Source organism: Fulvivirga sp., assembly GCF_040218215.1.
Classification (GTDB): domain Bacteria; phylum Bacteroidota; class Bacteroidia; order Cytophagales; family Cyclobacteriaceae; genus Fulvivirga.
Genome location: NZ_JAVJQL010000010.1, coordinates 188,671 through 215,663, shown reverse-complemented (window position 1 = coordinate 215,663; position 26,993 = coordinate 188,671). Strand labels below are relative to the sequence as shown.

30 protein-coding genes are annotated in these 26,993 nt (G+C 38.0%); 11 read left to right on the top strand and 19 right to left on the bottom strand.

What is annotated here, in order from left to right; genetic code table 11:
- Positions 1-6 precede the first annotated feature (6 nt).
- Both kdsB and RIB54_RS04270 read right to left on the bottom strand, forming a co-directional pair.
- Positions 7-741, bottom strand: a complete 735-nt coding sequence (gene kdsB / locus RIB54_RS04275) for a 3-deoxy-manno-octulosonate cytidylyltransferase (RefSeq protein WP_350099439.1) — start codon at positions 739-741, stop codon at positions 7-9.
- A complete protein-coding gene (locus RIB54_RS04270) occupies positions 741-2,039 on the bottom strand; it encodes an NfeD family protein (RefSeq protein WP_350099438.1) in 1,299 nt (432 codons plus the stop codon). Before RIB54_RS04270 ends, kdsB begins: the two co-directional genes overlap by 1 nt.
- Before the next feature lie 91 nt (positions 2,040-2,130).
- Here RIB54_RS04270 and RIB54_RS04265 point away from each other — a divergent pair, with 91 nt between their 5' ends.
- Genes RIB54_RS04265 through RIB54_RS04255 form a run of 3 tightly spaced genes read left to right on the top strand, consistent with a single transcriptional unit; the run spans position 2,131 to position 4,764 of the window.
- Positions 2,131-2,898, top strand: coding sequence for a DUF4905 domain-containing protein (locus RIB54_RS04265; RefSeq protein WP_350099437.1), 768 nt, complete (start codon positions 2,131-2,133; stop codon positions 2,896-2,898).
- A gap of 4 nt (positions 2,899-2,902) precedes the next feature.
- Positions 2,903-4,000 (top strand): muramidase family protein, encoded by a 1,098-nt coding sequence (locus RIB54_RS04260; RefSeq protein ID WP_350099436.1) that lies wholly within the window; start codon positions 2,903-2,905, stop codon positions 3,998-4,000.
- Entirely contained in the window at positions 3,997-4,764 is a 768-nt protein-coding gene (locus tag RIB54_RS04255) for a TIGR02757 family protein (protein WP_350099435.1), read from the top strand. The genes RIB54_RS04260 and RIB54_RS04255 overlap by 4 nt, the downstream gene beginning before the upstream one ends.
- Positions 4,765-4,783: 19 nt before the next feature.
- Here RIB54_RS04255 and RIB54_RS04250 read toward each other — a convergent pair whose 3' ends face one another.
- A complete protein-coding gene (locus RIB54_RS04250; protein ID WP_350067823.1) occupies positions 4,784-5,284 on the bottom strand; it encodes a nucleotidyltransferase in 501 nt (166 codons plus the stop codon).
- Positions 5,285-5,559: 275 nt separating this feature from the next.
- On the bottom strand, positions 5,560-6,228 hold the full coding sequence (gene pyrE, locus RIB54_RS04245) for an orotate phosphoribosyltransferase (RefSeq protein ID WP_350099434.1): 669 nt from the start codon (positions 6,226-6,228) through the stop codon (positions 5,560-5,562).
- Between the two features lie 75 nt (positions 6,229-6,303).
- Between pyrE and RIB54_RS04240 the strand changes: the two genes are divergently transcribed.
- Positions 6,304-7,002 (top strand): NUDIX hydrolase, encoded by a 699-nt coding sequence (locus tag RIB54_RS04240; protein WP_350099433.1) that lies wholly within the window; start codon positions 6,304-6,306, stop codon positions 7,000-7,002.
- Here RIB54_RS04240 and coaD read toward each other — a convergent pair.
- From coaD to RIB54_RS04220, 4 genes are all read right to left on the bottom strand, one after another.
- Complete coding sequence (coaD, locus tag RIB54_RS04235) at positions 6,999-7,457, bottom strand: pantetheine-phosphate adenylyltransferase (protein ID WP_350067817.1); 459 nt, start codon at positions 7,455-7,457, stop codon at positions 6,999-7,001. The two genes, RIB54_RS04240 and coaD, sit on opposite strands and share 4 nt — an antisense overlap.
- A gap of 9 nt (positions 7,458-7,466) precedes the next feature.
- Positions 7,467-8,354, bottom strand: coding sequence for a DUF3822 family protein (locus RIB54_RS04230; RefSeq protein WP_350067815.1), 888 nt, complete (start codon positions 8,352-8,354; stop codon positions 7,467-7,469).
- A 4-nt stretch (positions 8,355-8,358) separates the two neighbouring features.
- Positions 8,359-9,177: a hypothetical protein gene (locus RIB54_RS04225; protein WP_350067813.1), complete on the bottom strand. Its 819-nt coding sequence runs from the start codon at positions 9,175-9,177 to the stop codon at positions 8,359-8,361.
- A gap of 76 nt (positions 9,178-9,253) precedes the next feature.
- Positions 9,254-9,736: an NUDIX domain-containing protein gene (locus RIB54_RS04220; protein ID WP_350099432.1), complete on the bottom strand. Its 483-nt coding sequence runs from the start codon at positions 9,734-9,736 to the stop codon at positions 9,254-9,256.
- An 82-nt stretch (positions 9,737-9,818) separates the two neighbouring features.
- Here RIB54_RS04220 and RIB54_RS04215 point away from each other — a divergent pair, with 82 nt between their 5' ends.
- From RIB54_RS04215 to RIB54_RS04205, 3 genes are all read left to right on the top strand, one after another.
- Entirely contained in the window at positions 9,819-10,259 is a 441-nt protein-coding gene (locus tag RIB54_RS04215; protein WP_350099431.1) for a PaaI family thioesterase, read from the top strand.
- The gene (locus RIB54_RS04210; RefSeq protein WP_350099430.1) at positions 10,259-11,650 is read left to right on the top strand and encodes an ATP-dependent DNA helicase; all 1,392 of its coding nucleotides are present in this window, start codon (positions 10,259-10,261) and stop codon (positions 11,648-11,650) included. The genes RIB54_RS04215 and RIB54_RS04210 overlap by 1 nt, the downstream gene beginning before the upstream one ends.
- 83 nt (positions 11,651-11,733) lie before the next feature.
- Positions 11,734-12,150: a DUF1573 domain-containing protein gene (locus RIB54_RS04205; RefSeq protein ID WP_350099429.1), complete on the top strand. Its 417-nt coding sequence runs from the start codon at positions 11,734-11,736 to the stop codon at positions 12,148-12,150.
- 25 nt (positions 12,151-12,175) lie between these two features.
- Here RIB54_RS04205 and RIB54_RS04200 read toward each other — a convergent pair whose 3' ends face one another.
- The gene (locus RIB54_RS04200) at positions 12,176-12,559 is read right to left on the bottom strand and encodes a DUF423 domain-containing protein (RefSeq protein WP_350099428.1); all 384 of its coding nucleotides are present in this window, start codon (positions 12,557-12,559) and stop codon (positions 12,176-12,178) included.
- Entirely contained in the window at positions 12,556-13,233 is a 678-nt protein-coding gene (locus RIB54_RS04195) for a YggS family pyridoxal phosphate-dependent enzyme (protein ID WP_350099427.1), read from the bottom strand. Before RIB54_RS04195 ends, RIB54_RS04200 begins: the two co-directional genes overlap by 4 nt.
- A gap of 60 nt (positions 13,234-13,293) precedes the next feature.
- On the opposite strand from RIB54_RS04195, the gene RIB54_RS04190 reads away from it, so the two are divergent.
- Together RIB54_RS04190 and RIB54_RS04185 are read left to right on the top strand one after the other, a co-directional pair.
- Positions 13,294-14,835 carry a GH3 family acyl-acid amido synthetase gene (locus tag RIB54_RS04190; protein WP_350099426.1) on the top strand — a complete coding sequence of 514 codons (1,542 nt, stop codon included), beginning with the start codon at positions 13,294-13,296 and terminating at the stop codon, positions 14,833-14,835.
- Entirely contained in the window at positions 14,835-15,443 is a 609-nt protein-coding gene (locus tag RIB54_RS04185; protein WP_350099425.1) for a LysE family translocator, read from the top strand. Before RIB54_RS04190 ends, RIB54_RS04185 begins: the two co-directional genes overlap by 1 nt.
- 1 nt (position 15,444) lies before the next feature.
- On the opposite strand, the gene RIB54_RS04180 is transcribed toward RIB54_RS04185, so the two are convergent.
- The 3 genes from RIB54_RS04180 to RIB54_RS04170 are packed head-to-tail and all read right to left on the bottom strand — an operon-like array spanning position 15,445 to position 18,251.
- A complete protein-coding gene (locus RIB54_RS04180) occupies positions 15,445-16,497 on the bottom strand; it encodes a vWA domain-containing protein (protein ID WP_350099424.1) in 1,053 nt (350 codons plus the stop codon).
- On the bottom strand, positions 16,490-17,380 hold the full coding sequence (locus RIB54_RS04175; protein WP_350099423.1) for a hypothetical protein: 891 nt from the start codon (positions 17,378-17,380) through the stop codon (positions 16,490-16,492). Before RIB54_RS04175 ends, RIB54_RS04180 begins: the two co-directional genes overlap by 8 nt.
- Positions 17,373-18,251: a DUF58 domain-containing protein gene (locus RIB54_RS04170; RefSeq protein WP_350067794.1), complete on the bottom strand. Its 879-nt coding sequence runs from the start codon at positions 18,249-18,251 to the stop codon at positions 17,373-17,375. The genes RIB54_RS04175 and RIB54_RS04170 overlap by 8 nt, the downstream gene beginning before the upstream one ends.
- 121 nt (positions 18,252-18,372) lie before the next feature.
- On the opposite strand from RIB54_RS04170, the gene RIB54_RS04165 reads away from it, so the two are divergent.
- Both RIB54_RS04165 and RIB54_RS04160 read left to right on the top strand, forming a co-directional pair.
- A complete protein-coding gene (locus RIB54_RS04165) occupies positions 18,373-18,759 on the top strand; it encodes a DUF4296 domain-containing protein (protein ID WP_350067792.1) in 387 nt (128 codons plus the stop codon).
- Between the two features lies 1 nt (position 18,760).
- A complete protein-coding gene (locus tag RIB54_RS04160; RefSeq protein ID WP_350099422.1) occupies positions 18,761-21,148 on the top strand; it encodes an endonuclease MutS2 in 2,388 nt (795 codons plus the stop codon).
- Between the two features lie 51 nt (positions 21,149-21,199).
- On the opposite strand, the gene RIB54_RS04155 is transcribed toward RIB54_RS04160, so the two are convergent.
- From RIB54_RS04155 to RIB54_RS04130, 6 genes are all read right to left on the bottom strand, one after another.
- Positions 21,200-21,691: a hypothetical protein gene (locus RIB54_RS04155; protein WP_350099421.1), complete on the bottom strand. Its 492-nt coding sequence runs from the start codon at positions 21,689-21,691 to the stop codon at positions 21,200-21,202.
- Positions 21,692-21,829: 138 nt separating this feature from the next.
- Entirely contained in the window at positions 21,830-22,444 is a 615-nt protein-coding gene (locus RIB54_RS04150) for an ABC transporter ATP-binding protein (RefSeq protein ID WP_350099420.1), read from the bottom strand.
- Positions 22,445-22,450: 6 nt separating this feature from the next.
- Positions 22,451-23,230 carry an acyl-ACP--UDP-N-acetylglucosamine O-acyltransferase gene (gene lpxA / locus RIB54_RS04145; protein WP_350099419.1) on the bottom strand — a complete coding sequence of 260 codons (780 nt, stop codon included), beginning with the start codon at positions 23,228-23,230 and terminating at the stop codon, positions 22,451-22,453.
- Positions 23,227-24,621 carry a bifunctional UDP-3-O-[3-hydroxymyristoyl] N-acetylglucosamine deacetylase/3-hydroxyacyl-ACP dehydratase gene (locus RIB54_RS04140; RefSeq protein ID WP_350070703.1) on the bottom strand — a complete coding sequence of 465 codons (1,395 nt, stop codon included), beginning with the start codon at positions 24,619-24,621 and terminating at the stop codon, positions 23,227-23,229. Before RIB54_RS04140 ends, lpxA begins: the two co-directional genes overlap by 4 nt.
- Positions 24,621-25,673, bottom strand: a complete 1,053-nt coding sequence (gene lpxD / locus RIB54_RS04135; protein WP_350099418.1) for a UDP-3-O-(3-hydroxymyristoyl)glucosamine N-acyltransferase — start codon at positions 25,671-25,673, stop codon at positions 24,621-24,623. Before lpxD ends, RIB54_RS04140 begins: the two co-directional genes overlap by 1 nt.
- A gap of 18 nt (positions 25,674-25,691) precedes the next feature.
- A complete protein-coding gene (locus RIB54_RS04130) occupies positions 25,692-26,933 on the bottom strand; it encodes an HD domain-containing protein (protein WP_350099417.1) in 1,242 nt (413 codons plus the stop codon).
- Positions 26,934-26,993: the final 60 nt, after the last annotated feature.

The window sequence follows — 26,993 nt, the reverse complement described above, 5'->3', positions numbered from 1 at the left end:
TTTGGGTTAATAAAAACCTTTTAGCTTTTCTAAATCAGCCGGTGTGTCTACACCGTAAGATTGGATATCTGTGATGGCGACCTTTATCTTATAGCCATTTTCTAGCCATCGCAATTGCTCCAAAGATTCAGCTTTTTCAAATCCTGAAACAGGAAGTTTAGTAATGCTATTTAGTACATCTATTCTGTAGCCATAGATACCAATGTGCTTGAAAAAATCATGATGCTTAAGCCATTCTTCTTTCGGGTGATTTCTAAGGTGGGGTATTGCCGATCTGCTAAAGTACATAGCCTCAGAATGAGCGTTGAAAACACATTTGACAACATTAGAATCGAATACATCATTGATATGATCTATTTTCTTAACCAGAGTGCCTAACTCGGTCTCACCATCTAGTAGGCCTGCCAAAAGGTCTATTTGACTTGGGTCTATAAAGGGTTCATCGCCCTGAATGTTGATTACATAATCGAATGATTCCGTCTCTTTTTCCACCACTTCCTGGCAGCGGTCGGTACCACTTTGATGGTCAGGGCTGGTCATGCAGTAGTTGCCTTTGAACCCAGATACTGCCTCGGCAATAGCATTATGATCTGTTGCTATAACTACTTTGCTTAAGAGGCTGGACTTTGATGCTTGCTCATATACACGTTGTATCATAGGTTTTCCACCAATGTCGGTCAGCGCCTTTGCTGGAAAACGTGTTGAAGCGTATCTGGCAGGAATAATACCTAATATCTTCATCAAGCGTCCAGTTTTACTTTTAGTGAAGTGCCTTCATCACTCGTCACAATTATTTTTTGATCTTTGTCTATATAATCGCCTCGGGTGTAGGCATCGTAAACATCACCATCAATCAATACCTTACCGCTGGGTCTTAATACGGTATGAGCTACTCCACTTTTACCCACTAATGTTTTGTCATTAAAGCTACTGGTATATCCTTCTGACCTGTTCATAGTATCTGTTAATGCCACCCTTGCAAAGAATTTAGTGTCTGTCATTTTAACACCAACCATAAATAGAATTATTAGCCCACCAACAACACCAACACTGGCAACAACAACTGCAATAAGAATACTGTCAAACTCAACAAAAGTAAAGTCAAACGCATCATTGTTAAGCATTACTAATATCAAAGATCCGAGGGTTAGGGTAATGCCCAATATTCCGGCCACACCAAATCCAGGGATGACAAAGACCTCGAGGCCTATGAGAACGAGCCCTAAAAAGAAAGCTATGATTTCCCAGTTTTCGGCCAAGCCTGTGAGGTAATAGGGCACAAAGTATAGAATAAGTGCAAGTAGCGAAGCCGCTATTGGAAATCCGACACCCGGAGTTTGAAGCTCAAACCAAATACCACCAACAATGACCATAATTAAAATGCCACTGATAAATGGGTTAAGAAAGAATTCGATGATCGCATTGGTAGTACTTAACTCGTATTTAACCAGCTCGTAATCTTCAATTTTATTTCGCTCCAATATCTCTTCAATGTTTGAGACTTTGGCTTCACAAAACCCATATTTAATGGCTTCTGAAGTTGAAAAAGTGATGACCTGACCAGCTTTGGTGATACTGTCTATTTCTATGGTTTGGTCAACCATGGCTTCTGCAATTTTTGGATCGCGGCCTTTTTCTTCAGCGATAGATCGCATGGTGCTGCGCATATATGACTGATACTTGTCAGGTGCCGCTGCTCCATCTTGCGTGACCACGGTAGCTGCGCCAATATTGGCACCCGCTGTCATATAAATACTATCACAGGCAATGGAGATTAAAGCTCCGGCAGAGGCTGCATCTTTGTTGATAAATACCCAAATAGGTTTTTCAAAATCCAGGATATTCTCCACTATATCTTTGGCATCTGTAACAATGCCGCCATAAGTGTCCATTTCTATAATCACATAATCAGCTTCTATGGCCTTGGCATGATCAAGGGCCAATTCTACATAATGATTTGTTCTCGGATCAATTTCTGATTTGATCTCCATTACCATTACTTTGGGCTTTTTATCCTGACTGATGACTTTAGTGGCCATCAAAACTTGGAGAAGCGAACAAATAATAATCACAAAACTTTTTAACCTACCCATACCATGTATTTTTGTCTAAATTAAATAATTAATACGATTGTCAAGAAACTTAACTCTTAACTTTTCGCACACCTTTGATGGCAAGATTTGGAATGTACTTCCTAATGAAGCCGGGGATAAAATGGTTTTGGAAATAAGAAATGATGAGAAGATGACTTTGTCTTTTTTTATTTATGACTTCACCCAAAACAAATTACAAGGACAAATTGTAGTGGAGGAAAAGTGGTGGGCTTCAATTGCCTGCATTACAAATGATGTCGTGGTTTTTAAAAATTATGACAACGATGCCAACGCCAAGGTCTTGAGCTATGAAGCCTATGAATTAAAAGGACTTAAAAAAACCTGGGTTAAAGAAGGGATCAATAATGTTTCATTCAACACCAGTACATTTTCTTGTGTAGCTGATAGCGGGGAGATACAATTCTTTGATTTAACAACGGGTGCGTTGGTCGAAGAAAGGTCTTTTATTGAAAGCAAAAGTGGAAGGGCAGTTTTACCACCGGTTTTTTATCCTCAAAGCAATCAATATTTTGATACCATTAGGCGTTTTATCGATGGTATAAATGGAGATGAAACAGTGGCGGGAGCCGAATATTTAGAGACAGAAAGCTGGATTGGAATTTCGTATTACGTTAGAAATGATAAATTGGTCAATAAATTGCTTGTAGTAGGTATGGATAGGGAGGTTTTGCTGCTCGAAACATTAGCTGAAGAACTTTCAGGAGTAGGTCAGGATACTTTCTTTGTTACCGATAACAAGCTTATCTTTGTTAAGGACAAGTCGAAACTTTTTATATATCAATAAAGATATGCGTTATTTTTTAATCTTCATTTTTTGCGCAATTCAGATTTCAGCCTACTCTGGCACGTTTGCTCAAGACTCCATTGGTTTAGAAAGGAAAGATGGTAAAGTGTTCATCAAGCATGAGGTTGCAGACAGCGAGACTTTGTATTCCCTCTCCAGACGTTACGATGTGCCAATCTTTAAAATTATTGAAAGCAATCCCCCAACAGAGTTTTGTCTTGAGGTAGGAATGATAGTGCTTATTCCGATAGTTGAGAAGAAAGCACCAATTGCCAAGCCTGCTCCTGAAGTTGTAAGGCCAGCAGTTATTGAGCCTGAGCCGCAAAGAAAACCTGCAGTAGTAGCAAGTAAGCCTGTTAATGAGGTTATTAAACACACTGTTGAGCCTAAAGAGACCTTGTTCTCAATTTCAAGGGCTTATGAAGTAACGGTGGTAGATATCAAAAAATGGAATGGCCTTACAGGTAATGAGATTAGCATTGGGCAGGTACTTACAATAAATAAAGTAAATGAGCAGGTTGAGCAAAATGTGGCAACTAATGCCTCGAAGTCAGGTAAAACCCATGTTGTTCTGCAATCAGAAACACTATTTTCAATATCGAGAAAATATGATATTGAAGTGGCGGATATCAAGAAATGGAATGGCTTAACATCTAATGAAATAAGTATAGGACAAGAGTTGATAGTTGGGAGGGCTGATGTTGAAGTTGAGAATACCGCAGTTATTACAGCACCTCCTGTTAAGTCCGATTCCCCCGAGGTAGAAGAAAATAGTGCATTGCCGATTGATACTGCGCGTTATGTCGTGCAACAAAGCGAGCGAACAAATTTTGAAGAAGTTATAGAGGCAGGTTTGGCAGAGAAAATACCTGGTGGCGATAATAATAGAAAATATCTGGCCCTGCATCGTTCCGCTAAGTCTGGAACGATTATGAAGGTGAGAAATGAGATGAACAATCAGGAAGTGTTTGTTCGTGTCATTGGAAAACTTCCTAATACTGATGTAAATCAAAATGTGATTATTAAGATTTCAAGTTCTGCTTATAATAGGTTGGGTGCCATTGATCCCAGGTTTAGAGTTACAGTCTCCTACATTCCTTGAGCACATTAAACTTAAAGGCCTTTTTAGATTTAAAGGTTGAGCGGTACAACCAGCCTGGGTTTATAAAGAATGATCCCATTGTTATCCCTCATCGCTTCAGTAAAAAGCAAGATGTTGAAATTGCAGGCTTCTTTGCGGCAGTTTTAGCTTGGGGGCAGCGAATCACTATTATCAACAAATGCAATGAGCTTTTCGCGACCATGGATAATGCTCCTCATGATTTTATTCTAAATCACAGAGAAGCAGAACTTAAGCGGTTCGAAAACTTCAAGCACCGTACATTCAATGCCACAGACACGCTGTATTTTATTCATTTCTTTAAAACTTACTATTCAAGGCATGAATCTTTAGAAAGTGCCTTCCTGCCAGACGGAAAGTCAAAGGGAATGGAAGATAATTTAAAACACTTTCACAACTTGTTTTTTGATTTGCCTGATGCACCTCAAAGGACAAGAAAGCACATTGCCACACCGGCAAGGAAATCAGCTTGCAAAAGGCTTAATATGTACTTGAGATGGATGGTTCGTTCAGATGATTGTGGTGTTGATTTTGGACTTTGGAAAAAATTAAAACCTTCTGAGCTGATTTGTCCTTGCGACTTACATGTTGACAGGGTAGCAAGAAAACTTCACCTTATAAACCGAAAGCAGACCGACTGGTTGACGGCCCTTGAGCTTACTGAAAAGTTAAGGGAATTTGATCCTGAAGATCCTGTCAAATATGATTTCGCCCTTTTTGGTTTAGGGATTGAAGAGAAATTTTGAGTTGAATTCTAATCAACATCTATTGATTCTTCAGTTGTCTAATTTTTTTTAATTCTTGAGCATCCACCAAGTCTTTGAGAGAATCCTCTAATCTTTTTGAGTTTTCTTTCATTTGAATAAGGTGATTTATGTGAACTACAGGAATAGTGATGCTTTCTAAATTAATTTCCTGACAATTATCAAAGCATTCTTGCCACGAGAAGTCGCTTTGAAAGGTGTTAGTCATTAAATCAATTTTCAGAATGCCTTGATCATCTTTTAATTTAATTGGGGTAGGATTATCTATTTCACGTTTATTGCGAATATTGTTCACAATATCTTCAGGGTATCCAAGGCCCAATAATGCTTCATACAATTTATTAAGATTTGACTTGTCAGGTTTGAGCCATAAATCCATATCGCCAGTATATCTGGAATATCCATGAAAGGAAACAGCTAAACCACCTATCAGAATAAATTCAACTTTACTTTTAACCAGGGTTTTGAGTACATCTAAATAAAATGGATTATTTATGTCCATTCGATATTCCGCTTGTCAAATGTAATTTTTTTATAAGGACATGTAGCAAGGATTAACCGCATCAAATAGTCCCATTTCTCTTGATGGGAAAGTTTCAAATAAGCTAACCTATCTTCTTCTTCCGGACTTAAGTTGGGATTCCAGGATATATTGTTCCGTGACTTCATTGATAGAGAGATACCGTTAAGTATACTTTTAAAAATACAATAAAATTTCAACAATTAGAGTGCCATGCTATTAGATGGCATCTACCTGAACTATCTTTTTGTATTAGCTTATTTCCCCCAAGATGCCGGATTGGACCTCCAGCTTTCCAGATGTGGTAGTTGTGCATCAATAACATAACCTCTTTTTAAAGCTTCCTGGAGTAACAATTTGTAATTACTTAGGCTGGTTAAAGTCACATTGGCTTCTTTAAAGTTTTCAGCGGCTATGTCAAAGCCGTAGGTAAAAATGGCTGCCATACCCAATACTTCAAAACCTGAGTTTCTTAAATCGGCCACTGCTTTTAATGAGCTGCCTCCGGTAGACACCAAATCCTCAATTACCACTACTTTTTGACCTGGAGTTACTTTCCCCTCGATCATATTTTCCATACCATGCCCTTTAGGCTTAGACCTGACATAAATGAAAGGAACATTCAAAGCTTCAGCAACCAGCGCACCTTGCGGTATACCTGCCGTAGCTACACCAGCAATGGCTTCTACATTATCATATTTTGACTTGATAACTTCTACCAAAGCCTCTTTGATGGCAGTTCTAATAGCAGGATAAGATAGTGACAATCTGTTATCGCAGTAGATTGGTGATTTCCATCCTGAAGCCCATGTAAAAGGTTTTTCGATGCTTAATTTGATTGCTTCAATATCTAAAAGTTTAGAGGCTATGTCTGCTCCAATATTGTTAAGGTGGGTTGTAGAAGTCATGGTTGCGAAATTATTCATTAAAAAAATCAATATCTATTGGTGCGCAAATAAATTTTACATTCATTTGTGTCACTCAACGATAGATTAAATTGGATGAACCTCTTCATCAATGACACCCCCGTTCAAATTCTTCGCCCACAGGTAAAGCCAGATAAGAGGGATTTTAATTTGGTTATAAACTCAGAAATTGAGCCTATAACCAAAGCCAAGCTTTTGCACCGGGTCTGGATTAAACACGCCAAAACAGATGAAATTGATAAAATATTAGACTTGCTCGATACCACCAGTATTAGCGGATTGATTTCTTTAACCTTATCTGTAGATGATTATGAAGAGGTAAAACTGTTTCTAAAGAAGAAGTTTAAGATTATTAAAGCATCCGGTGGGCTTGTCAGAAAAAAGGACAAAATTTTAATGATCTACAGGCTTAAGAAGTGGGATCTGCCAAAGGGCAAGCTGGAAAAAGGTGAAAATGTAAAATTTGCCGCTAAACGCGAGGTAGAAGAGGAATGCGGAGTGGAGGTGAACCTTGGAAAGAAGATATGCACCACATGGCATACCTATACCATGAAGCGCAAGAAAATCTTAAAGAAAACATCTTGGTATGCCATGGATGTGATCAGGGACAAGAATATGAAACCTCAAATTGAGGAGGATATTGAAGAGGTGAGATGGATGGCTCCAAAGGAGGTTTTTCATGCACTGGAGCATTCTTACAAATCAATAAGCTTTGTGTTTGACCGCTATTTCGAGAAGGAAAAAGCCAAAGAAAACACCGAAGTACCCTCTTAGTCTATTGTATAAGGCAAAAATTCCCGTACGTCACCATTGTATCTGTGAACCTCTCTAATGATAGTAGAGCTTATTGAAGCGAATTTTGGTGAGGTAATCAAAAAAACAGATTCTAAAGATTCATTGAGATATCTGTTTACTTGAGAGATACTATTTTCATACTCGAAGTCCGTAGTATTTCTAAGCCCTCTTAACAAAAATTTGGCATCATACTTTCTGGCAAGGTCAGCGGTTAGCTCATTATAAACGATAACCTTTATGTTATCAAAGGACTTGAAGGTTTCTTCAATGTATCCCACCATCTTATTGACTTCAAAATACCGATTGTTTTTCTGGCTGTTATGGCCTATTGCCACTATTATTTCATCAAAAAGAGCAAGTCCTCTAAGTACGATATCTTCATGACCTTTTGTAAAAGGGTCAAATGAGCCGGGAAAAATGGCTACCTTTTTCATAGCAGAAATTTAGGAGCAAAGGTGCATACTGTACAGATCAAAGAAATGGTGATCTTGTACTTCGTCAAAAACAAAACCAAACTTCAAATATTCAGGCCTGTCACCAAAAGAAATATTCTTGATGAACTTGTAGAATTCATTGTAATGAGGTGATTGTTTTCCAATATAACCCCAAATTACTACATCACTTTTCTGCTGACTTCTGTTCAGGCCCTTCATTACCAGCATAATGTACCTGATGTATTCACTAAACTGTTTTATGCCAAACTGATTGTAATACTCCAACTGCCCATTTCTCAGCGTTACAATGTGCAACTTAAAACGGTCTATGTACAAGTACATAGAATCCTTCTTATTGATTTTGGCAAAGTTAATGGCACCTTCAATCAAAGAGCTTGACTGATGAATGAACCCAACTTCTGCATTAGGATATAGCTTTGTAAACCAATTGTGCAAAACCTTATTCATGGCAAAAACACAGATGGCATCAGACTTTATGTGCTTGTAGTACAGAATCTCTTCAGTCTCTGTATTTATCTTGGCATTCAGCCTCAGGTAGTCTACCATCGCTTCTTTTACAAACAAAGAAGAGGGGACTAATGAGAACTTGTTATTCTTAATGCTGACTTTTACTGTTTTCCAGAAACCTGCCATCAATAAATGATGGTCGGCAAACAGACTTTCAAGATTTGATTGTAGCTCTTTGTAAGTCTTTACACTTGCCAGTACATAATCTTCAAGTAGCAATGTTCTATTGCTACTTGAATCTATGATGGAAACCTGCAGGTCACGAACACCGACTTGAAGAAGTAGATTATATTGATGAATTTGATCTACATCAAACTTAGCGTCCTTTATTTTCTTAATTAGCTTATAGCCTGCAGTTGTTGTATTCAATGGATTATTCCCAGTTACCTGATAAAGTTACATCAGTTTTAGAACCGAATCTTAAAGGTTTTTTGTTTTTAGCTTCATTATTTTCACTTCTAGTCGGGTCAAATGGTTTAGGGTTTTTAACCTCAACTACATCAACCATTGTATTGCTTCTTTCAATTTCAGCAGCAAAAATGTCGAACTTAACTTCTTCTGAAAATTCGTATCCAGGAACATAAGCCAGTTTGCTTATATCAATTGACTGATCGTATTTGGTTTCTTCCAACGACATCATTAAATCACCTTTGATAATTTCCTGACCTGGTGTAAATCTTTTTCTGCTTTTTACTCTTCCACTCTCTTTGAATTTGTGAGTTACATTCTTTCCGTTTTGAACCAATGTATAAGCAGGAGCTCCTTTTATGGCTTCCTCTCCGGGCTCAACGGCAAAGCTTACGAAAGTGCCAGTGTTAGCAGCATTTACGTTATGTAATTCTTTAAAAATCCTATCCTTAGCAGGAATTATGTCAAGAGTATCGTAGGTGATAATTGAACTGTCAGCACCATAACTTAATGTCACAACCCTTTCTTTTTTCTGAATGATAGGGTATTTGCCATTTTCAATAAAGTCGATTAACTTATCCCAGTCGCTGGTATAATTTCCATTTACCTCCAGATAAACTTCTTCAGCTTCTCTTATTAGCATTAATTTTTCAATAACAGCACTTTCCCTTTCGGCAATCATGGCTTGGTCATCAATAGTGGATTTAACACTGCTTATAAGGTAATAACCCAACCCAAGGCTAAGAACCAAAAGAACAATAGAGATTATTTTAGTAACGTTCATTTCTTACAAATTTAGAATGCAATAATAAGTCTTTTAAGAGGTAAAACATAAATAATATACCCGCTAATTAATGGAATTATTGCCATAATTTAAAATGGCCTTTCATATTTAATACATATTCTTCATTTACGCTTCCTTGCAGGATATTATGCCTTTTTTTGTCAGGTATAACCATCAAATCTTCAAAAGTCACAAATTTAACCTCCTTAATTATCTGCTGGTCAGCATTTAATTCAGGGTCGATCCCAGTTTTAAGGCATCCATTTTGCCTTTTAACTTCAAAAAAGAGCTCTATGGCGTGCAAGTTACCTGAATGAAATTCATTGACACAAAGAAATTTATTAACGGTAATTTCCAAACCAGTTTCTTCATAAAACTCCCTTTTAAGGGCATCTTCGATAGATTCATTGAAGTTAACTCCACCACCAGGCGGGGACCACAGTTCACCAAGCTCTCCAAGGTTATCATGTTTTATGAGTAATATACTATTGTTTTCAATACAGATACCACAGACCCTAACCCTGACCTTACCGCCAAATACTTGATTTACTGCATTCATGTGTTAATAATATGGAATAATACGTTCAGTTGAAAGCGGGTTGTCGGTGTTCTACTATATTTGCGACCAAAGGTATTATTGTATGAAAACATTCAACCCGGATTTTAAAAAGAGAGTACTAAAGCATCTGGACAAGCAATTCTTTATGAAGCACATCGGCTTCCAGCTGAATGTTATTGAAGTTGGTAGGACCGAAGGCAGGCTTGATTTGCAGGAGATTCATAAACAACAAGCGGGTTTTGCTCATGGAGGCCTTGTAGCAACATTGGCTGATATTACTGCGGGTTTTGCTGCTGTTACGCTTGTGGCTCCTGAACAGCAGGTGGTAACAGGCGAAATAAAAATCTCTTATTTAAATCCAGGGGTAGGTGAGCAGTTAATCTCCCGGGGTTGGGTCTTGAAGCAGGGTAGAAAAATGAATTTTTGTGAGTCTGAAGTTTGGGCTGTGAAAGACGGGGTAGAGACTTTAATTGCAAAGGCCTCTGCTACTATGGTTACTATTTTTCCGGAAGACATAAGATAGTGCCCAAACCTTCCGAAATATTATTTCAAAAATTTCCTTTCGAGCCTACACAAGGTCAGCTAGACTTCTTTCAAAAGGTAGATCAATTAATTGATAATAAAGATTTACCAGTTCTTATGGTAAGAGGATTTGCAGGTACAGGTAAAACTACCATTGTTACCACGCTGGTTCAGGTGCTGCCACTGTTTAATTATAAGTTTTCATTACTGGCACCTACAGGCCGCGCAGCAAAGGTGATGTCTTCCTACTGTAAGCGAATGGCCTTTACCATTCACAAAAAAATATACAAACAAGTGGCCCAGGGTGGCGATGCACTTTCTTTTAAGAAGCAGAAAAACTATGCCAAGAACACAGTTTTTATTGTTGATGAGGCTTCGATGATAAGTGAAGATGCTGGATTCGGTAAGTCAGGGTTGTTATCCGATCTTATTAGTTTTATTTTTTCTGATAGCAGCAACAAGCTAATTCTGATTGGTGATAATGCTCAACTACCACCGGTTGGGCAATTGTTGAGTCCAGCTCTTAATGCCGATTACCTTAAGAGTGATTATAAACTTGATGTGGAGGAAATCATGCTCACAGAGGTAATGCGTCAGGAGCAGGAATCGGGCATACTCTTCAATGCCACTAACCTTAGAAATTTACTTACTCAGGACAAACCCTTGATTCAGTTCAATGTCCGTTATCCTGATATTTTCAAAATGACTGGAGAAAGGCTGGAGGATGGATTGAGGTATGCCTATGATAATTATGGCATTGAGAATACCATGATTATTTGCAGGTCAAACAAGTCGGCCAATGGCTACAATCAGTACATTAGAAATGCGATACAATTCTATGAATCAGAGATTGAAGCCGGTGAATATCTGATGGTGGTGAGAAATAACTATGTGCATTCTCCAGATGAGGTGGCTGGTGATTTTATTGCCAATGGCGATTTTGTTGAAATATTGAAGATCATTTCATTTGATGAAATGTATGGCTTCAGGTTTGCTAAACTTCAGTTGCGATTGCTTGATTCTAATGTTGATAACAGTTTTGAAGCTATGGTGATGCTAGATACCCTGTATTCAGAAGCCCCTTCATTGACCAGTGAGCAGAACCAGCAACTTTATGCCGCTGTTAGCGAAGATTATGGGGATATGTCGAGAAAGGAATTGCGAGAAGCGCTTAAAAGAGACCCTTATTTAAATGCCCTCCAGGTAAAGTTTGCCTATGCCATCACCTGTCATAAGGCTCAGGGTGGGCAATGGCCAATAGTTTTTGTCGACCAAGGTTACCTTAAGGAGGATAGTATAGATAAAGAGTATGTCCGTTGGTTATACACTGCAATCACAAGAGCAAGCGAGCAGTTATTTTTGGTGAACTTTGATAAAAAACTATTCGTTTAACTCTTAATGATTTGTTAAAATAGGCAGGGTTCTTGGTTGGTGATATGGATGGATTATATTTGTAGAAATTAATTTGAAATAAGATGAAAACATTAATTGTATTTGTATTCGGCTCATTCTTGATCTATGGAGCTATGGCGCAGGAAGCTCAGGTGGAGCAGAAGACCGGGCCAGAGATGGCATTTGCTGAGTCCCAATTTGATTTTGGTGATATATATCAAGGTGACAAAGTCGAACATATTTTTACTTTTGAAAATGTAGGCACTGAGCCGTTAATAATAACCAACGTACAGACTACATGTGGATGTACTGCCCCTAACTGGCCGCGAGATCCTGTTGCACCTGGTCAGGAAGCAGAAATCAAAGTGGTATTTAATAGTGCTGGTAAAATAGGCAGGCAGAATAAAGTTGTGACAATAGTATCAAATGCTATTAACCCATCTAATAAGGTTACCATTGTAACCAATGTATTACCAAAGAAAGAATCTGATAGTCAATAAGACTAAGCATAAAATAAATGGAAGCTCAACTGATATCGGTTGAGCTTTTTTTATGCGCAAGGAATAGTAATATCCATCCAGCTATAAAACAAACACCGCCTATTGGAGTAATGGCGCCCAGAAATGACATGTTTGTTAGGCATAAGATATAAAGGCTGCCACTAAAGATAATAATGCCTGCTATCATGGCATTAGCTGCCCATCTCAATTTCTTTTCGTCAGCGTGTTTTTGGTATAACCCAATGAAAAGCAAGGCCAATACATGATAGAAGTGATATTCAACGGCTGTTTCAAAAGTTGCCAACCTGCCGTTTTCAACTAACATGGGTTTCAGTGCATGTGCACCAAAGGCACCTATAGCTACAGCTAACGCACCTAATAAAGCCGCTGATTTAATTGTTCTGTTCAATTGTCATAGTTTCTTGACCCGAAAATAGAACTGCCAACCCTTACCAAAGTACTGCCTTCCTCAATGGCAATGTCATAATCACCACTCATACCCATAGACAATTCCCGCCACTCAATATTCTCAGCATGGTATTTTGTCTTCACCTCGTTAAAAATGCCAGCCAGCGATTTAAATTCCTTTCTGATCTGGGCTTTGTCTTCAGTAAAAGTAGCCATGCCCATCAGGCCAACAATTCTGATATTTTCAAGAGTGGATAATTCCTGGGATTCAAGCATTTCAAAAAGCTCTTCTTTTGAAAGGCCAAATTTTGTCTCTTCTTCTGCAATATGCATCTGAAGTAAACAGTCAATCACTCTATTATTCTTTAATGCTTGTTTATTTACCTCTTTTAGAAGCTTCCAGCTATCCACCGAATGAATGAGCGAAACAAAAGGAGCCATATACTTCACCTTATTGCTTTGAACATGGCCAATCATATGCCACTCAATGTCTTTGGGAAGGGCCTCGCTCTTATCTGTCATCTCCTGAATTTTATTCTCGCCAAATACACGCTGTCCGGCATTATAAGCTTCAAGGATCAATTCGTTAGGTTTTGTCTTAGATACCGCTACCAATCTGGCATTTTTGCCATGTAAGGTATTGGTAATTTCAGCTATATTATTTTTAATATCCATTTAATAACTTTAATCTCGTATGCGGGTTTTGACAAATTAAGAACTTTTAACCGACACGTTATGCCTATTCTTGGTACTTTGTTAAAGAAGGGAATTAGAATAAGAGAAAGTCTCGAACAGGATTATACCAATCCGTTGGATTTACAAAAAAATGAGCTCAAGGATCTTTTAATGACAGCTGAGGCCACTGAGTTTGGGCGTCATTATAAGTTTAAGGAAATATTAAATGGTTTTAAATCCTGGGATCAAAAGCGTTTTTTTGAAAACTTTAGAAACAATGTTCCTATTCACAACTACAATCAAATGTATAGTGAGTGGTGGTATATGCTTAAGCAAGGGAGAAAGGATGTTAGTTGGCCCGGGAGGGTTAAATACTTTGCGTTAAGCTCAGGAACATCAGAGGCGGCTTCCAAATACCTTCCTATCACCAGGGATATGAAGAAGGCCATTCAGAAAACCAGCGTCAGGCAGATTCTTACACTTTCAAAATACGATTTACCTCCCGAAGTTTTTCAGGGCGGAATACTTATGCTTGGTGGCAGTACTCACCTCAATAACAGAGGAAGTTATTTTGAAGGGGATTTGAGTGGTATTCAAGCGGCACAATTGCCCTTTTGGTTTCAACATTTTTATAAGCCGGGCAAAAAAATAGCCAAGACCCGTGATTGGGATTCAAAACTCAATGAGATTGCCACCAATGCAAAAAATTGGAATATCAATATCATTGTTGGAGTACCGGCTTGGATTCAGATATTGATGGAGAAAATCATAGCCTTTCATCAGGTGGAGAACATCCATCAAATCTGGCCAAATCTTAGTGTGTATGTGCATGGTGGGGTGTCATTTGACCCTTACCGCAAAGGTTTTTCAAAATTGCTGGGGCGTGAAATATTCTATATTGAGACCTACCTGGCCTCTGAAGGGTTTATTGCATTTCAATATAAACCGAATCACAGGGCAATGCGTTTGGTTCTGAACAATGGTATATTCTACGAGTTTGTACCATTTGATGAAAAGAATTTCGATGAAAATGGCGATGTAAAGGAAGATGCACAGACCTTCATGATTGATGAAGTTGAAGAGGGCAAGGAATATGCATTGCTTATTTCTACCTGTGCAGGTGCCTGGAGGTATATGATTGGTGATGTAGTGAAAATCGTTTCGCGAGAAGAAGCTGAAATTGTAATTACTGGAAGAACTAAGCATTTCTTGAGCCTTTGTGGTGAGCACCTTTCGGTAGACAATATGAACAAGGCTATAGAAATGGTGGCCGATGATATGAATATTGAAGTACCTGAATTTACGGTGGCTGGCATACCTCATGGTTCATTATTTGCGCACCATTGGTTTGTAGGCACTGAAGAAGGAGTTGATTCCACCATGTTCAGGGATAAACTTGATGCTTATCTCAAAGAGCTTAATGATGATTATGCGGTGGAGCGTTCAGCTGCACTTAAAGATGTTGTTGTTGATATTTTACCATTAAAAACTTTCTATGACTGGATGGAATCAAGAGGTAAAGTAGGAGGGCAAAATAAATTTCCAAGAGTAATTAAGGGAACATTGTTAGAGGATTGGCAATCGTTCATAAATAAGGGTTAATGGCTTTTGTCAATGGTTTGCTTTTTGGGTTCACCCTTATGGTGATGATTGGCCCGGTATTTTTTACTATTCTTCAGACAAGTTTAGAAAAGGGTTTTGGTAAATCAATACTTGTCGCCATTGGGGTAAGTTTGGGAGATGTTGTTATGATTCTCCTGACCTATTTCGGTTTATCGCAAGTTATAGGGTTCGAGGAAAATAAAGAGCTAATTGGTTATATAGGTGCTATCATTCTTGCCGTGTTTGGTATTGTCAACATATTAAGATCCAATAAGAAGTTTATTCCAAAAGCAGATGATGAGCCTATTGTCGGTTTTTATAGGTTCATATTCAAAGGGTTAGCTATAAATGCTATTAGTCCTTTTGTGCCGGTATTCTGGATTGGAACCATGAGTTTGGCCACCATTGAATATGGCTATAAAGGGTATGATCTGCTGATCTTTTTTACAACTATTTTGATTGTGGTTTTTAGCACCGATGTTTTAAAAGGTTATTTGGCTACCCGGTTAAGCAAGATTATTAATGAAAGAATAATGAAAATATTAAGTATTGCTGTAGGTATTATCCTTATCCTTTTTGCCATCAGAATGGCCACTTACTCATGGTAGGCTAGTCCTGCAAAACGTTGCTGATAAAAGTGGACTTTAAGAACATCCAAAGAAGTAGCAATACCAAAGCCCACATGAGATAGTTTCGGTAAAAGTCAGTTGTATCCTTGTACTTTGTTTCTTGAATTTCTGCTTTTTCATACTTATCAATTAACCCAAAGATATTTTCTAAGGCCTCATTGTCAAGAGCCCTAAAGAATTCACCACCACCTATTTTAGCTATTTCCCTTAAAGTGGTTTCATCCATGGTATTTTCAACCATTCTTGGCCTTCCAAAGAAGTCTTTTCCGAAAGGCACTTTTCCTTCCTTTCCAATGGCAATGGTATAGGTTTTAATGCTGTAGGCAGCAGCCAGCTTTGCAGCAGTAATAGGATCAATATTACCTGCCGTATTATCCCCGTCACTCAAAAGGATACATACCTTAGACTTTGACTCCATTTCAGTCATCCTGTTAGTGGCTACAGCAAGGGCACTACCTATAGCCGTACCTCTGTTTTCTATCATCTCAAAATTGATGTCATCAATGTATGTTTTGAGAAGGTCGTAATCGGTGGTTAAAGGAGAAAGCGAATAGGCATCTCCTGAAAATATAACAATACCAATCCTATCCTGAAGGCGTCCGTCTATAAATTCCTTTGCTACATTTTTTGCCGCTTCAAGCCTGTTAGGGACAAAATCTTCAATCTGCATCGACTGTGAAATATCGATAACAAGCATAATATCAATACCTTCTGTCCATTGAATTTGTTTCTCATTGGATTTTTGTGGTCTGGCCAAAGCAACAATCACTAAGGCAACGATCAGGATCATCAAAATATCAGGCAGTAACCGTACTGCATTTAACGGATTGGAAATGACCTGACTTTTGGTAAAGGCTATGGGCAGTTTTTGATTTTTATAATATTTCCAAACCCAACGCACTATAAAAAACAATGGAATTAATGTTAAAGCGTACAGTGCCAAACCAAACTCCCAGGTATAGCCCTGAAGTGTTGATGGGGAAAAATTATCTAACGAGTACCAAGGTAATGTCTCAACTATCTGCTCATCCATTTTCCACCTCCTTTATCTTCTCTTCAAAGCGTTCTTGAGAGAAATTCTTTAGCTGATATAACTCTGATATTGGCAAAGTTATAGGCTTGCCATAAATAGCTTTATCAATATTTCTTAACACTGTTTCAATGCTTTTGACAGGAGCAAGTTTTAAAAGTTCTTTTGTTGTGTAAGAAGTGTAAGGCTCTCCTTCCAACTTAGCATGATAGTTTTTCCAAAGTGTGATTAGATGCTCATAGTTCTTGTCAGATGCAATAGTTTTATCTAACTGGTCAAGATAAGCCATATGTGCCTTACTCATTTTCTTGAGCAAGAACCATTTTCTAATGGGTTTTCCAAAGAATACCAATACAACAATCAGGATAATAAAGAAAAGAACTAACCCAATAATGAGGTAAGGATAGTTAAATTGAAAATTGACTTTTTTATAGGTTGTATTCTCAATCAAAGGCATGGCTTCTACGGCCACAGAATCAGGTATTTCTGAAACCAACTGCTGTAGAAAAATGGAGTCTTGTTGCGCGGTTAAAACCACGCTGTCTTTTCCTTTTAAAATGAATGCAGGCATCTGATAAAACTGGATGCTATCTATCTCAAAGGAGGTTAAATAGTACACTGCACTATCATAACTATATTCTGAATCCGATTTGGTTGGGTAATATAATTTCTCATCCAATTCATACGGGCTGAAATCATACAAGGAATCAGGAAATATAAGATCCACAGAAATAGGATACCTGGCAGTAAGCACGTATGGGCTTCCCACTCCAATCTTTATAGAATCCTCAAGGAAGTAGCCTTTTAGTATGACATCTTCTTGAGAGTAAGTAAAGTGATTAATAAATATGAGTAGCAGCGAGCCAAAAATGATCTTTCTAAACACTTTTCAACGATTTGTTTCTGACCTTAAATAATTTCAAAAGTTTTGGAACATAGTCTTCGTTTGTATCTATAGAAACGAAGTTTATCTGATGACGTTTTGCAAAGAGTGTAAGCTCTTTTTCATTTTCCTCATAGTTCTGTTTCACTTGAGAGCGGAAGTTACCAAAAGAAGTATTTACCCAAACGGTCTTTTTGCTTTCTTTATCAAATACAGGTACTATACCGAGCTTAGGTAGTCCTGTCTCTCTTTTATCGGTAATCCTAATAGCTACAACATCGTGCTTCCTTGCCATCCCTTTTAGGTTATGGAAGTAATCTTCATCAATAAAGTCTGAGATAAAGATCATAACACTACGTCTTTTTAGGGTGTTGAGTGTAAACAAAATGGCTTTGCTTAGATCGGTCTTGGCAGATTCTGGTTTTAAATTGACCAGATTATGAATTATCTCATAAGCATGCTTTGGTCCTTTTGCCGGCCTCACATAGCGCTCTTTCTTATCAGAATAGCAGACCATGCCCACCTGACTGCCTTCTTTTGCGGCTGAAAGTGCAAGTACACCGCATATCTCTTTTCCAATGTCTACTTTCTGTTTGCCAGTATCACCAATTTCCTGAGACCCACTAACATCTAAAATGAAGAAAATAGTTTGCTCTTTCTCCTCTTTAAATGTTTTTACAAATGTACCATGCCCTTTGGCACTCACATTCCAGTCAATGGTCCTGATGTCATCACCATATTGGTAAGTTCTTACATCATCGAACTCTAACCCAGAGCCTTTGAATATAGAATGGAAGTCTCCTTGCATCTGGCTATTGATAGCCTTTCTTATTTGTATTTCGTACTTTCGCAGCTTCTTTAGGAGTTCCTTCATTGGCTAATAATAAGCTTTTTTGCAACGCAAATTTGTAGAATATTAGTTGTATGAAAAAATATGATTGAACTAACGGATTGCAAAAGATGTCAACGGTATAATTATTGTAAAAGTTGTGAACATGAAAATCTTTAAAATATTTCTACTCAGCTGGATACTTGTAGGTTGTAGTAAAGGCAATGAGGTGCCTGAAGATATTGTTGCTAAAGATAAGTTGGTGCCGTTGATGCTGGATATTTATCTGGCAGAGGTAAAATTATCAAACTTGAAAATTGTGCGGGATACTGCAGTTTCCATTTTTGAGACTTATGAAGGCTACCTGTTCGAAAAGCATAACATTGACAGGGAACAATACATGAAGAGTATGACCTACTATTATGATCATACTGAAGAATTGGAATTAATTTATGAAGCCCTTTTGGATACACTGACTGTTAGGGAAACAAAACTTAAAGCCATTGAAGATGCCAAAATGGCTAAACGAGACTCATTGAAAAAGCGCAAATAAAGTGTTATACCCCCGGGATTTAGAAGAAAAGTTAGGATTTGATCAGATAAGGGAGCTAATATCCCAGAAGTGTTCTTTTGAATTAGGTAAAAACATAGTCAGCAAGATGAGGTTTTCATCTGACTATGATATTGTTGTAAAACTGCTTAATCAGACTAAGGAGTTTATACAGATTCAACAATCAGGCAGTTCATTTCCCTCTGGAAATTTTATTGATGTTACTTCATCACTTAAAAAAAGTAAGACCGAGGGGGCTTTTTTGTCAGAGACAGAGTTGCTGGATATTAGCAAATCTTTATTGACCATTACGCAATGTGCCGAGTTTATAGAAAAGCGCAAGGAAGAGCTGATTCAACTCAATTTATTGATTCAGGGAATCACAGTCAATAAAAATATTATATCATCTATTGATGGTAAAATTGATAAGGATGGCAGGGTAAAAGATAACGCCACTAATACCCTTTTAGACATTAGGAATGGGCTAAGAACAAAATATAATCAGGTAAGGAAATCTATTCAGAGCATCTATAAAAATGCCATTAATGATGGGCTTGTGCCAGAGGGTTCATCTATTACTATCCGTGATGGAAGAATGGTGCTTCCTATATTGGCTGAGTATAAAAGAAGGGTGCCCGGCTTTATCCATGATGAATCATCAACAGGTAGCATAGTTTACCTGGAGCCTACTTCAGTTCTTGAAGGTAACAATGAGATAAGAGAGCTTGAGTATGCTGAAAAAAGGGAGGTAATTAAAATACTAACCCAACTTACAGATCTTATTAGGGAAAATGTTGATGAACTGGAGCGAGGTTATAATTTTTTAGGCATTATAGACTTTATCAGGGCTAAAGCCAGGTTTGCTCAGGAAATTGGTGGCATAATACCGAAAACTTCAAAAAAACCATTGGTAGAATGGGTAAATGCTGTTCATCCATTACTGTTCTTAGCACATTCTAAAGATGGTAAACCTGTTGTGCCCCTTAAGATTAACCTGAGTGACGAACATCGCATTATGGTTATTTCCGGTCCCAATGCTGGCGGTAAGTCAGTTAGTTTAAAGACTGTTGGATTATTACAATTTATGCTTCAGTGTGGTTTGCCAATTCCTTTGGATGAGAGATCTACGACAGGAATATTTGAAAATGTCTTTATTGATATTGGTGATGAGCAATCATTGGAGAATGATTTGAGTACCTACAGCTCGCATCTTAAGGCAATGAAATTTTTTATTGATAATGCGAATGGCAAAACCTTATGCCTAATTGATGAATTTGGAACAGGAACAGACCCCCAGTTTGGTGGTGCTATTGCTGAAGCAATTCTGGATGACCTGCAGAAGAAGAATACTTTTGGTGTAATCACTACTCATTACAGTAATATAAAGAACTATTCTGAACAAACTGAAGGTCTTATCAATGGTGCTATGCGTTTTGATATGCAGAAATTGGAGCCTTTGTATATTCTTGATTCTGGTAAGCCCGGGAGTTCATTTTCTTTGGAAATAGCGCGTAAAACAGGACTGCCCGGGTATGTTCTTGATTATGCCAAGTCTGTTATAGGTGATAAGAATATTGATGTTGATGACCTTTTATTAAAGCTTGAAAAACAAAAGCAATTAGTTAAAGAGCGGGATGAGAAATTAAAATCCCGTGAAGCTGAAACGGCTAGGTTAGAGTCAAATTATAAGAAGCTTCTTCAGGAGTTGGAGGATAACAAAAAGGCAATAATTGGTAAGGCAAAGGAAGAGGCAGCAAAATTGCTCAAAGATACTAATAGGGAGATTGAAAAGACCATCAGGCACATAAAAGCTAATAGTGCCCAAAAAAGTGAAACGAAGAAAGCTCGTGAAAGGCTTCAAAATCTGAAGGAAAAAGTTGATGAGCCTAAACAACCAGTTTCAACTATTAAGAAGGAAACGCTGGACGGGCCTTTGCAGCCTGGTGATCTGGTTAAGGTAGAAGGCCATGAGGTTACGGCTACCATTTTGGCTATAAAAGGAAAAGATGCAGAGGTGCAGATTGGCCTCTTGAAGTCTAAAGTGAAAATTAATCGCTTAGAGAAAATTTCGAAAGGGCAGGAGAAAACGATACAAAAGGAAAAGGCCAAATCTTCTCATGGTCTTAATATGACAGATAAGTTTGCCAATTTTAGCTCAACACTTGATATAAGAGGAAAAAGAGCGGAAGAGGTATTAGTAGAACTTGATCAGTTTTTGAATGATGCTTTACTGTTTGGATTGAATGAGGTGAAGGTCTTGCATGGCAAGGGCAACGGGGTATTGAGAGAGATTGTGAGAAATCATGTAAGACAAATGAACTTTATAGTTGCTGCCAATGATGAGCATATTGAGCGGGGTGGGTCAGGTATAACCGTACTGACTTTAGACTAACAAAAAAGGCCGCAGTTGCGGCCTTTTTTGTTAGTCTCTTGTCTGATATTCTTATTTAGTGAAATCAAATGTCCATGTTCCATCTACTGCTTCTGTTCTTGAAGAACTATGAGTTCCATCATCAAATACGAAAGAAAGTTGGAGGCTAGTGTCGGTTAATGAAGAAACTGTGATTACCAGGCCGTCATTCCTTACAATATTGAATGATGACGGATTTGTATCTGTTATTTCATTTTGAAATGACCAAGTGCCATTCCCTGCAAAAGGTACAATACCAGAACCTTGTGGGCCACCAGTGATGCTGTAAGTCCCTGCATTAGTCCCCGCAGTGTATCCAATGGTTAACTTAAAATCTGAGTAGTCCGCTGATCTGTCTTGAGATGGACTGCCAAACGTTACGCTAGTTGCATTCCAAGTAGAAGTAAATTTCGCACCAACCTGGTCTGCTGCAGGTACACCCGGATCGTCATCACTCTTACAGCTTGCATTTGCCAATAAGAAAACTAATACTGCTGCACTAAGAAGGTAGTTTAAACTTTTCATCAATTATATTTTATCGTTTGCTATTTCTAACTATTATTTGGTATTAAATCGATTGGCTAAAATAAGAATAATTTTTATTTAATACGTACTATACTCACTGTATATCAATTTTTTTTCGATGGTAACCAGCGGCCTTGATTATTTAAAATCCTCAATATCAAGCACAAATTCGCAGCTTTTATATTCTTCTGGCTGATTGGATGCTATGATTACCAAACGGTTATCAATATCTTTTATTTTTTCTGAATACCAATTTATGGCTTTTTCATCCAAATTGCTGGTAGGTTCATCTAATAGGAGTATTGACGTATCAGAATAGAATGCAAGAGCAAGCTTGAGCCGCTGTTTCATTCCTGAAGAGAAGTTCTTTATAAACTTATTCTCACTTCCAGAGAAGTAGGCATCTTCAATAAGGTCAGAGATGTTTTTATCGGAAGCGATTTTTTTAAACTTAAAATGAAACTCAAGTAATTCCAGTAGTGTGAATTCCTGAATGATATCCATATAAGGTGCAGCCAAAGATACCTCCGCAAATATTTCTTCAACAAGAATATCCTGTGCTGCTTTTGAATATTTTACAATACCAGCAGATGGCAAAGAGCTCCCAGCAATAATTTGGATTAAAGTAGATTTACCACTTCCATTCGAACCAGTAATAGCATAGTGATTACCCAATTCAAATGTGTAGTTGATATTCTCAAAAACACGCTCCTGATTAAATCGTTTGGTTAGATTTTCGAGCTGTATTAACATTTACTACTAATACGAGTAGCCTTTCATTACCCCTCGGTCAGAACTTCTGATGAAGTTAATGATTTCGTCCCTTTCCTTAGAAGGAGATAGTTCAAGTTCAACTAAATCAAGTGCTTTTGAATTATTAAGGCCTTTAAGAAAAATGTATCTGTAGATTTCCTGAATCTCATTGATTTTTTCAGAAGTAAAACCTCTTCTCCTCAATCCGATAGAATTGATGCCTGCATAAGTTAATGGTTCTCTTGCTGCTTTGGTATATGGAGGAACATCTTTTCTTACCAAAGACCCCCCTGAAAGCATGGTGTGTGAACCGACTTTAACAAACTGATGAATAGCACTGGATCCGCCAATTATAGCATGATCTTGTATGGTCACATGACCGGCAATCTGCACAGCGTTCGCAATTATGCAGTTGTCACCAATTATGCAGTCATGAGCTACATGAACATAGGCCATGAGCAGACAATTACTACCCACAACGGTTTTGTATCTGTCATCTGTGCCTCGGGAGATAGTAACATATTCCCTGATAACGGTATTATCTCCAATATAGGTTTCTGTATCCTCTCCCTTATATTTAAGATCCTGAGGTACTGACGATATAGAGGCTCCAGGATAAATCTTGACATTTTTGCCAATATGAGCGCCCTCAAAAATTGTAACATTTGGACCAATCCATGTACCTTCTTCAATAGTTACATTCTTATGAATAGTAGAGAATGGCTCGATAACTACATTTCGGGCTATTTTGGCCTGAGGATCAATATATGCTAATGGTTGATTCATACGTCTTTTCTTACAATACTGGCCGTCATCGTTCCTTCACAAACTAGTGTGTTTCCTACATAAGCCTTGCCTGTCATTTTAGCTATTCCTCTTTTAATTGGCGCCAGCAAATCACATTTAATTATCAGCGTATCCCCAGGTAAGACCATTTTTCTAAAACGGAAACTTTCAATTCCTAAAAAGTAGGTCCAATAGTTCTCTGGATCGGGAACAGTATTTAATACCAGAATACCACCTATTTGTGCCATTGCCTCGACCTGAAGGACACCTGGCATGACAGGGTTTCCTGGAAAATGCCCCATAAAGAAATGCTCATTTAAAGTAACATTTTTTACTCCAGATACACTTTCATCATCCAAGTGAATGATTTTATCGATAAGAAGGAAAGGGTAACGGTGAGGTAAGATATTACTTATTTGATTAATATCTAATACCGGTGGTAATGATGGGTTATATTTAGGGATATTATGCTTTGAAGAACTCTGCATTGCTTTTTTAAGCTTTTTAGCAAAAGCTACATTTGCCGCATGACCCGGCCTGGCGGCAAGGATCTGCGCCTTTAACGGTCTGCCAGCTAAAGCAAGGTCTCCTATAACATCCAGCAGTTTGTGTCTTGCGGGCTCGTTTTTATAACGGAGCTCTACATTATTTAAAATACCTTCTTTCTTAACTTCAACTTTAGGTTTGTTGAATAGAGAAGCTAAACTTTCCAATTCATGATCTTGAACAACCCTGTCAACGACAACAATGGCATTGTTCAGGTCACCACCTTTTATAAGATTGTTTTTGTGAAGCATTTCAAGCTCATGCAAAAAACAAAAAGTTCTACATGAAGCTATTTCCTTCTCAAACTGATTGATATTAGTTAAAGAAGCATGCTGGCTACCAAGAACAGGCGAGTTATAGTCAACCATAACGGTTAATCTATAATCGTCTAAAGGTAAAGCCGCAATTTCCACATCACGGGCTGGTTCACGATAGAAGATTCCATCTGGCACTTCGAAGAAATCCCGAAGTGCATTTTGTTCTTCAGTTCCAGCTTCTTTTAAAATATTAACAAACTGAATAGAGCTACCATCCATAATAGGAGGTTCGGGTCCGTCCAGTTGAATTAAAACATTGTCGATTTCAAGACCCACCAAAGCAGCCAGTGTATGCTCAACAGTATTAACCCTTGCTCCGCTTTGTTCAATGGTAGTTCCTCTTGAGAGGTCAACCACATTGTCCACATCAGCATCAACAATCGGCTGGCCTTCTAAATCTGTTCTTTGAAATTTGATACCATGACCAGGTTTAGCAGGAACAAAAGTCATGTTGGACTGCACGCCTGTGTGTAATCCAACCCCTGATAAAGTCACGGATTTCTTAATAGTATGTTGCTTAATATTCATTAGCTCTCCCGAAATGTCGGCAAATTTAGCATTTTTTCTTCAAGTTGCTTTAACCTGAAATTTAAATCGGGAAGATTTTTAAACAATGCATAAGACCTTTGGTATTTGATGACGTCCATAGCAGGTGTCCCCCATAGTTTCATACCTGATTTTGTAGATTTTGAAACACCCGATTGGGCACCCACTCCTGTATTATCAGCGATCTTAATATGGCCTCCAACTCCCACTTGTCCACCTATAATGCAGTTCTTGCCTATTTCTGTTGATCCGCTCACCCCCGTTTGAGCAGCAATAACAGTGTTTATTCCAATTTTTACGTTATGACCTATTTGAACTAAATTGTCCAATTTGACACCATCACCAATCTTAGTGCTATCACCATGAAAAGTAGCACAGTCAATTACAGTGTTGGCTCCGATATCAACATTATTGCCAATCACAACATTTCCCATTTGGGGTATAGTTTTATAAGTCCCGTCAGATTGAGGAGCAAAGCCGAAGCCATCACTTCCTATAACCACTCCTGAATGAAAAACACAATTAGAACCTATCTTGGTATGGGCGTATAATTTTACATTGGCATTTAGTATGGTGTTATCCCCAATTTCAACGTTATCTCCTATATATGTATGTGGATATATTTTGACATTTGTGCCAATTTTAACATTATGTCCAATGTATGAGAAGGCTCCACGGTAGATACCTTCTCCAACTGAACAGCCATTCCCAATAAAACATGGTTCTTCAATGCCTGATTTCTGAAAACTAATAAACTTGTGATACTCTTCTAACAGAACAGTGAAGCTGGAGTAAGGGTCATCAACTTTTATAAGTGTTGTACTTACATCCCTTTTTGACTTAAAATCTTTGTTTACAATTACCGCTGAGGCCTTGGTTTCATATATATAAGGCTCATATTTTGGATTGGAAAGAAATGAAATCTCACCATTTTTAGCCTCCTGAATTTTGGCCAGCATACTTATTTTTCGGTCTCCATCTCCCTGAATTTCACCTCCAAGAAGTAGTGCTATTTGACTAACTGTAAATTCCATTTATTGATTGAATCAGGGCTAGTTGTTATTTGGTAAAGATACATTTTTGGGATAGCATAGATAATATTTTTTAACAATTTTGCTAATGGCCTTAATATTAGGCAAATCTGCAGCATCAGCGATGTTTACCAACTTGCCTTTCTTAGTTAAAATGTCAATAGATGAATTGTCCGGTATGTAGGCCTTATTTGTGACTTCGCCATACGCGAAGAAATATCTGGCTTCAGATCGTTGAATATTGTATTTATCTGCAACGGCAGTTCTAAGATCTTCAATACCCTGTTTGCTCAATGGTTCATTGGTAAGTTTGATTTTGAACAACTCCCTTTTTAAAAGACTCTGGCTAAGCTCCCTTAAAATCCAATCATCAGCATGCTGCCAAACCTTAATTGCCCCCCAGATATCATGGTCGTCAAGTTCGCCAAAAAGCGTAATTAGCTCGTCATTACCTTGAAAATCGTCAAGTGTTTTTTCATGATAAAGAAATGTAAGGAGTGATTTAGTTCCAAATATCTCCTGTCCAGAGAGCGCAAGGTCCTTGGCTCTTAAAATTATATTGATTAGCATTTTTTCTGCACTAACCGAGGTTTTATGCAAGTACACCTGCCAGTACATTAGCCTTCGGGCGTTTAAAAAGTTTTCGATGCTATATAGGCCTTTCTCCTCAATTACTATGTTACCATTTACAACATTAAGCATCGATAAGATCCTTTCGAGACCAATATTACCTTCAGATACACCAGTAAAAAAACTGTCTCTTTTCAAATAATCAAGCCTGTCAACATCCAGCTGGCTCGAAACCAATTGATGTAGAAAATGATTGTGATAGGTGTTTTGGAAGATTTTAAGTGCCAAATCAAGTTGGCCTCCAAAGTCTTTGTTCAGCTTTTTCATTAGTAGATATGAAAGGCTTTCATGCTGGATGCCTTTGAGCAGACTGAACTCCAATGCATGGGAAAACGGCCCGTGGCCAAGATCATGTAACAGAACAGCTATTTGAGCTTGCTCGTATTCCTGTTCACTGATCTCTATGTTTTTACTTTTGAGTGTGTCCAGTGCACGAGCCATCAGGTGCATAGCCCCTATGGCATGATGAAACCTTGTGTGGTGCGCACCTGGATAAATAAGTTCTGTTAAACCAAGCTGTTTTATTCTCCTCAGTCTTTGAAAAATAGGGTGCTGTATGATGTCAAAAATTAAATCACTTTTCACCGTGATAAAACCATAGACAGGATCATTAAATATTTTCTTTTTATTCAATCTATTGCTTTCTTTTTCCGTTATTCAAGGAATAAAATTGATTTTATACAACCAAAAACA

Excerpts from the sequence above, each read along its gene's own strand:
- RIB54_RS04185 (WP_350099425.1), top strand. The coding sequence starts at position 14,835 with ATGGCTTTTGTCAATGGTTTGCTTTTTGGGTTCACCCTTATGGTGATG.
- RIB54_RS04260 (WP_350099436.1), top strand. The coding sequence starts at position 2,903 with ATGCGTTATTTTTTAATCTTCATTTTTTGCGCAATTCAGATTTCAGCC.
- RIB54_RS04150 (WP_350099420.1), bottom strand. The coding sequence starts at position 22,444 with ATGTTAATACAGCTCGAAAATCTAACCAAACGATTTAATCAGGAGCGT.
- pyrE (WP_350099434.1), bottom strand. The coding sequence starts at position 6,228 with ATGAATAATTTCGCAACCATGACTTCTACAACCCACCTTAACAATATT.
- RIB54_RS04205 (WP_350099429.1), top strand. The coding sequence starts at position 11,734 with ATGAAAACATTAATTGTATTTGTATTCGGCTCATTCTTGATCTATGGA.
- RIB54_RS04225 (WP_350067813.1), bottom strand. The coding sequence starts at position 9,177 with ATGAACGTTACTAAAATAATCTCTATTGTTCTTTTGGTTCTTAGCCTT.
- RIB54_RS04190 (WP_350099426.1), top strand. The coding sequence starts at position 13,294 with ATGCCTATTCTTGGTACTTTGTTAAAGAAGGGAATTAGAATAAGAGAA.
- RIB54_RS04165 (WP_350067792.1), top strand. The coding sequence starts at position 18,373 with ATGAAAATCTTTAAAATATTTCTACTCAGCTGGATACTTGTAGGTTGT.
- kdsB (WP_350099439.1), bottom strand. The coding sequence starts at position 741 with ATGAAGATATTAGGTATTATTCCTGCCAGATACGCTTCAACACGTTTT.
- RIB54_RS04170 (WP_350067794.1), bottom strand. The coding sequence starts at position 18,251 with ATGAAGGAACTCCTAAAGAAGCTGCGAAAGTACGAAATACAAATAAGA.
- RIB54_RS04220 (WP_350099432.1), bottom strand. The coding sequence starts at position 9,736 with ATGAATGCAGTAAATCAAGTATTTGGCGGTAAGGTCAGGGTTAGGGTC.
- RIB54_RS04140 (WP_350070703.1), bottom strand. The coding sequence starts at position 24,621 with ATGAATATTAAGCAACATACTATTAAGAAATCCGTGACTTTATCAGGG.
- RIB54_RS04215 (WP_350099431.1), top strand. The coding sequence starts at position 9,819 with ATGAAAACATTCAACCCGGATTTTAAAAAGAGAGTACTAAAGCATCTG.
- lpxA (WP_350099419.1), bottom strand. The coding sequence starts at position 23,230 with ATGAATCAACCATTAGCATATATTGATCCTCAGGCCAAAATAGCCCGA.
- lpxD (WP_350099418.1), bottom strand. The coding sequence starts at position 25,673 with ATGGAATTTACAGTTAGTCAAATAGCACTACTTCTTGGAGGTGAAATT.
- RIB54_RS04250 (WP_350067823.1), bottom strand. The coding sequence starts at position 5,284 with ATGGACATAAATAATCCATTTTATTTAGATGTACTCAAAACCCTGGTT.
- RIB54_RS04180 (WP_350099424.1), bottom strand. The coding sequence starts at position 16,497 with ATGGATGAGCAGATAGTTGAGACATTACCTTGGTACTCGTTAGATAAT.
- RIB54_RS04270 (WP_350099438.1), bottom strand. The coding sequence starts at position 2,039 with ATGGCCACTAAAGTCATCAGTCAGGATAAAAAGCCCAAAGTAATGGTA.
- RIB54_RS04195 (WP_350099427.1), bottom strand. The coding sequence starts at position 13,233 with ATGGATATTAAAAATAATATAGCTGAAATTACCAATACCTTACATGGC.
- coaD (WP_350067817.1), bottom strand. The coding sequence starts at position 7,457 with ATGAAAAAGGTAGCCATTTTTCCCGGCTCATTTGACCCTTTTACAAAA.
- RIB54_RS04155 (WP_350099421.1), bottom strand. The coding sequence starts at position 21,691 with ATGAAAAGTTTAAACTACCTTCTTAGTGCAGCAGTATTAGTTTTCTTA.
- RIB54_RS04240 (WP_350099433.1), top strand. The coding sequence starts at position 6,304 with ATGAACCTCTTCATCAATGACACCCCCGTTCAAATTCTTCGCCCACAG.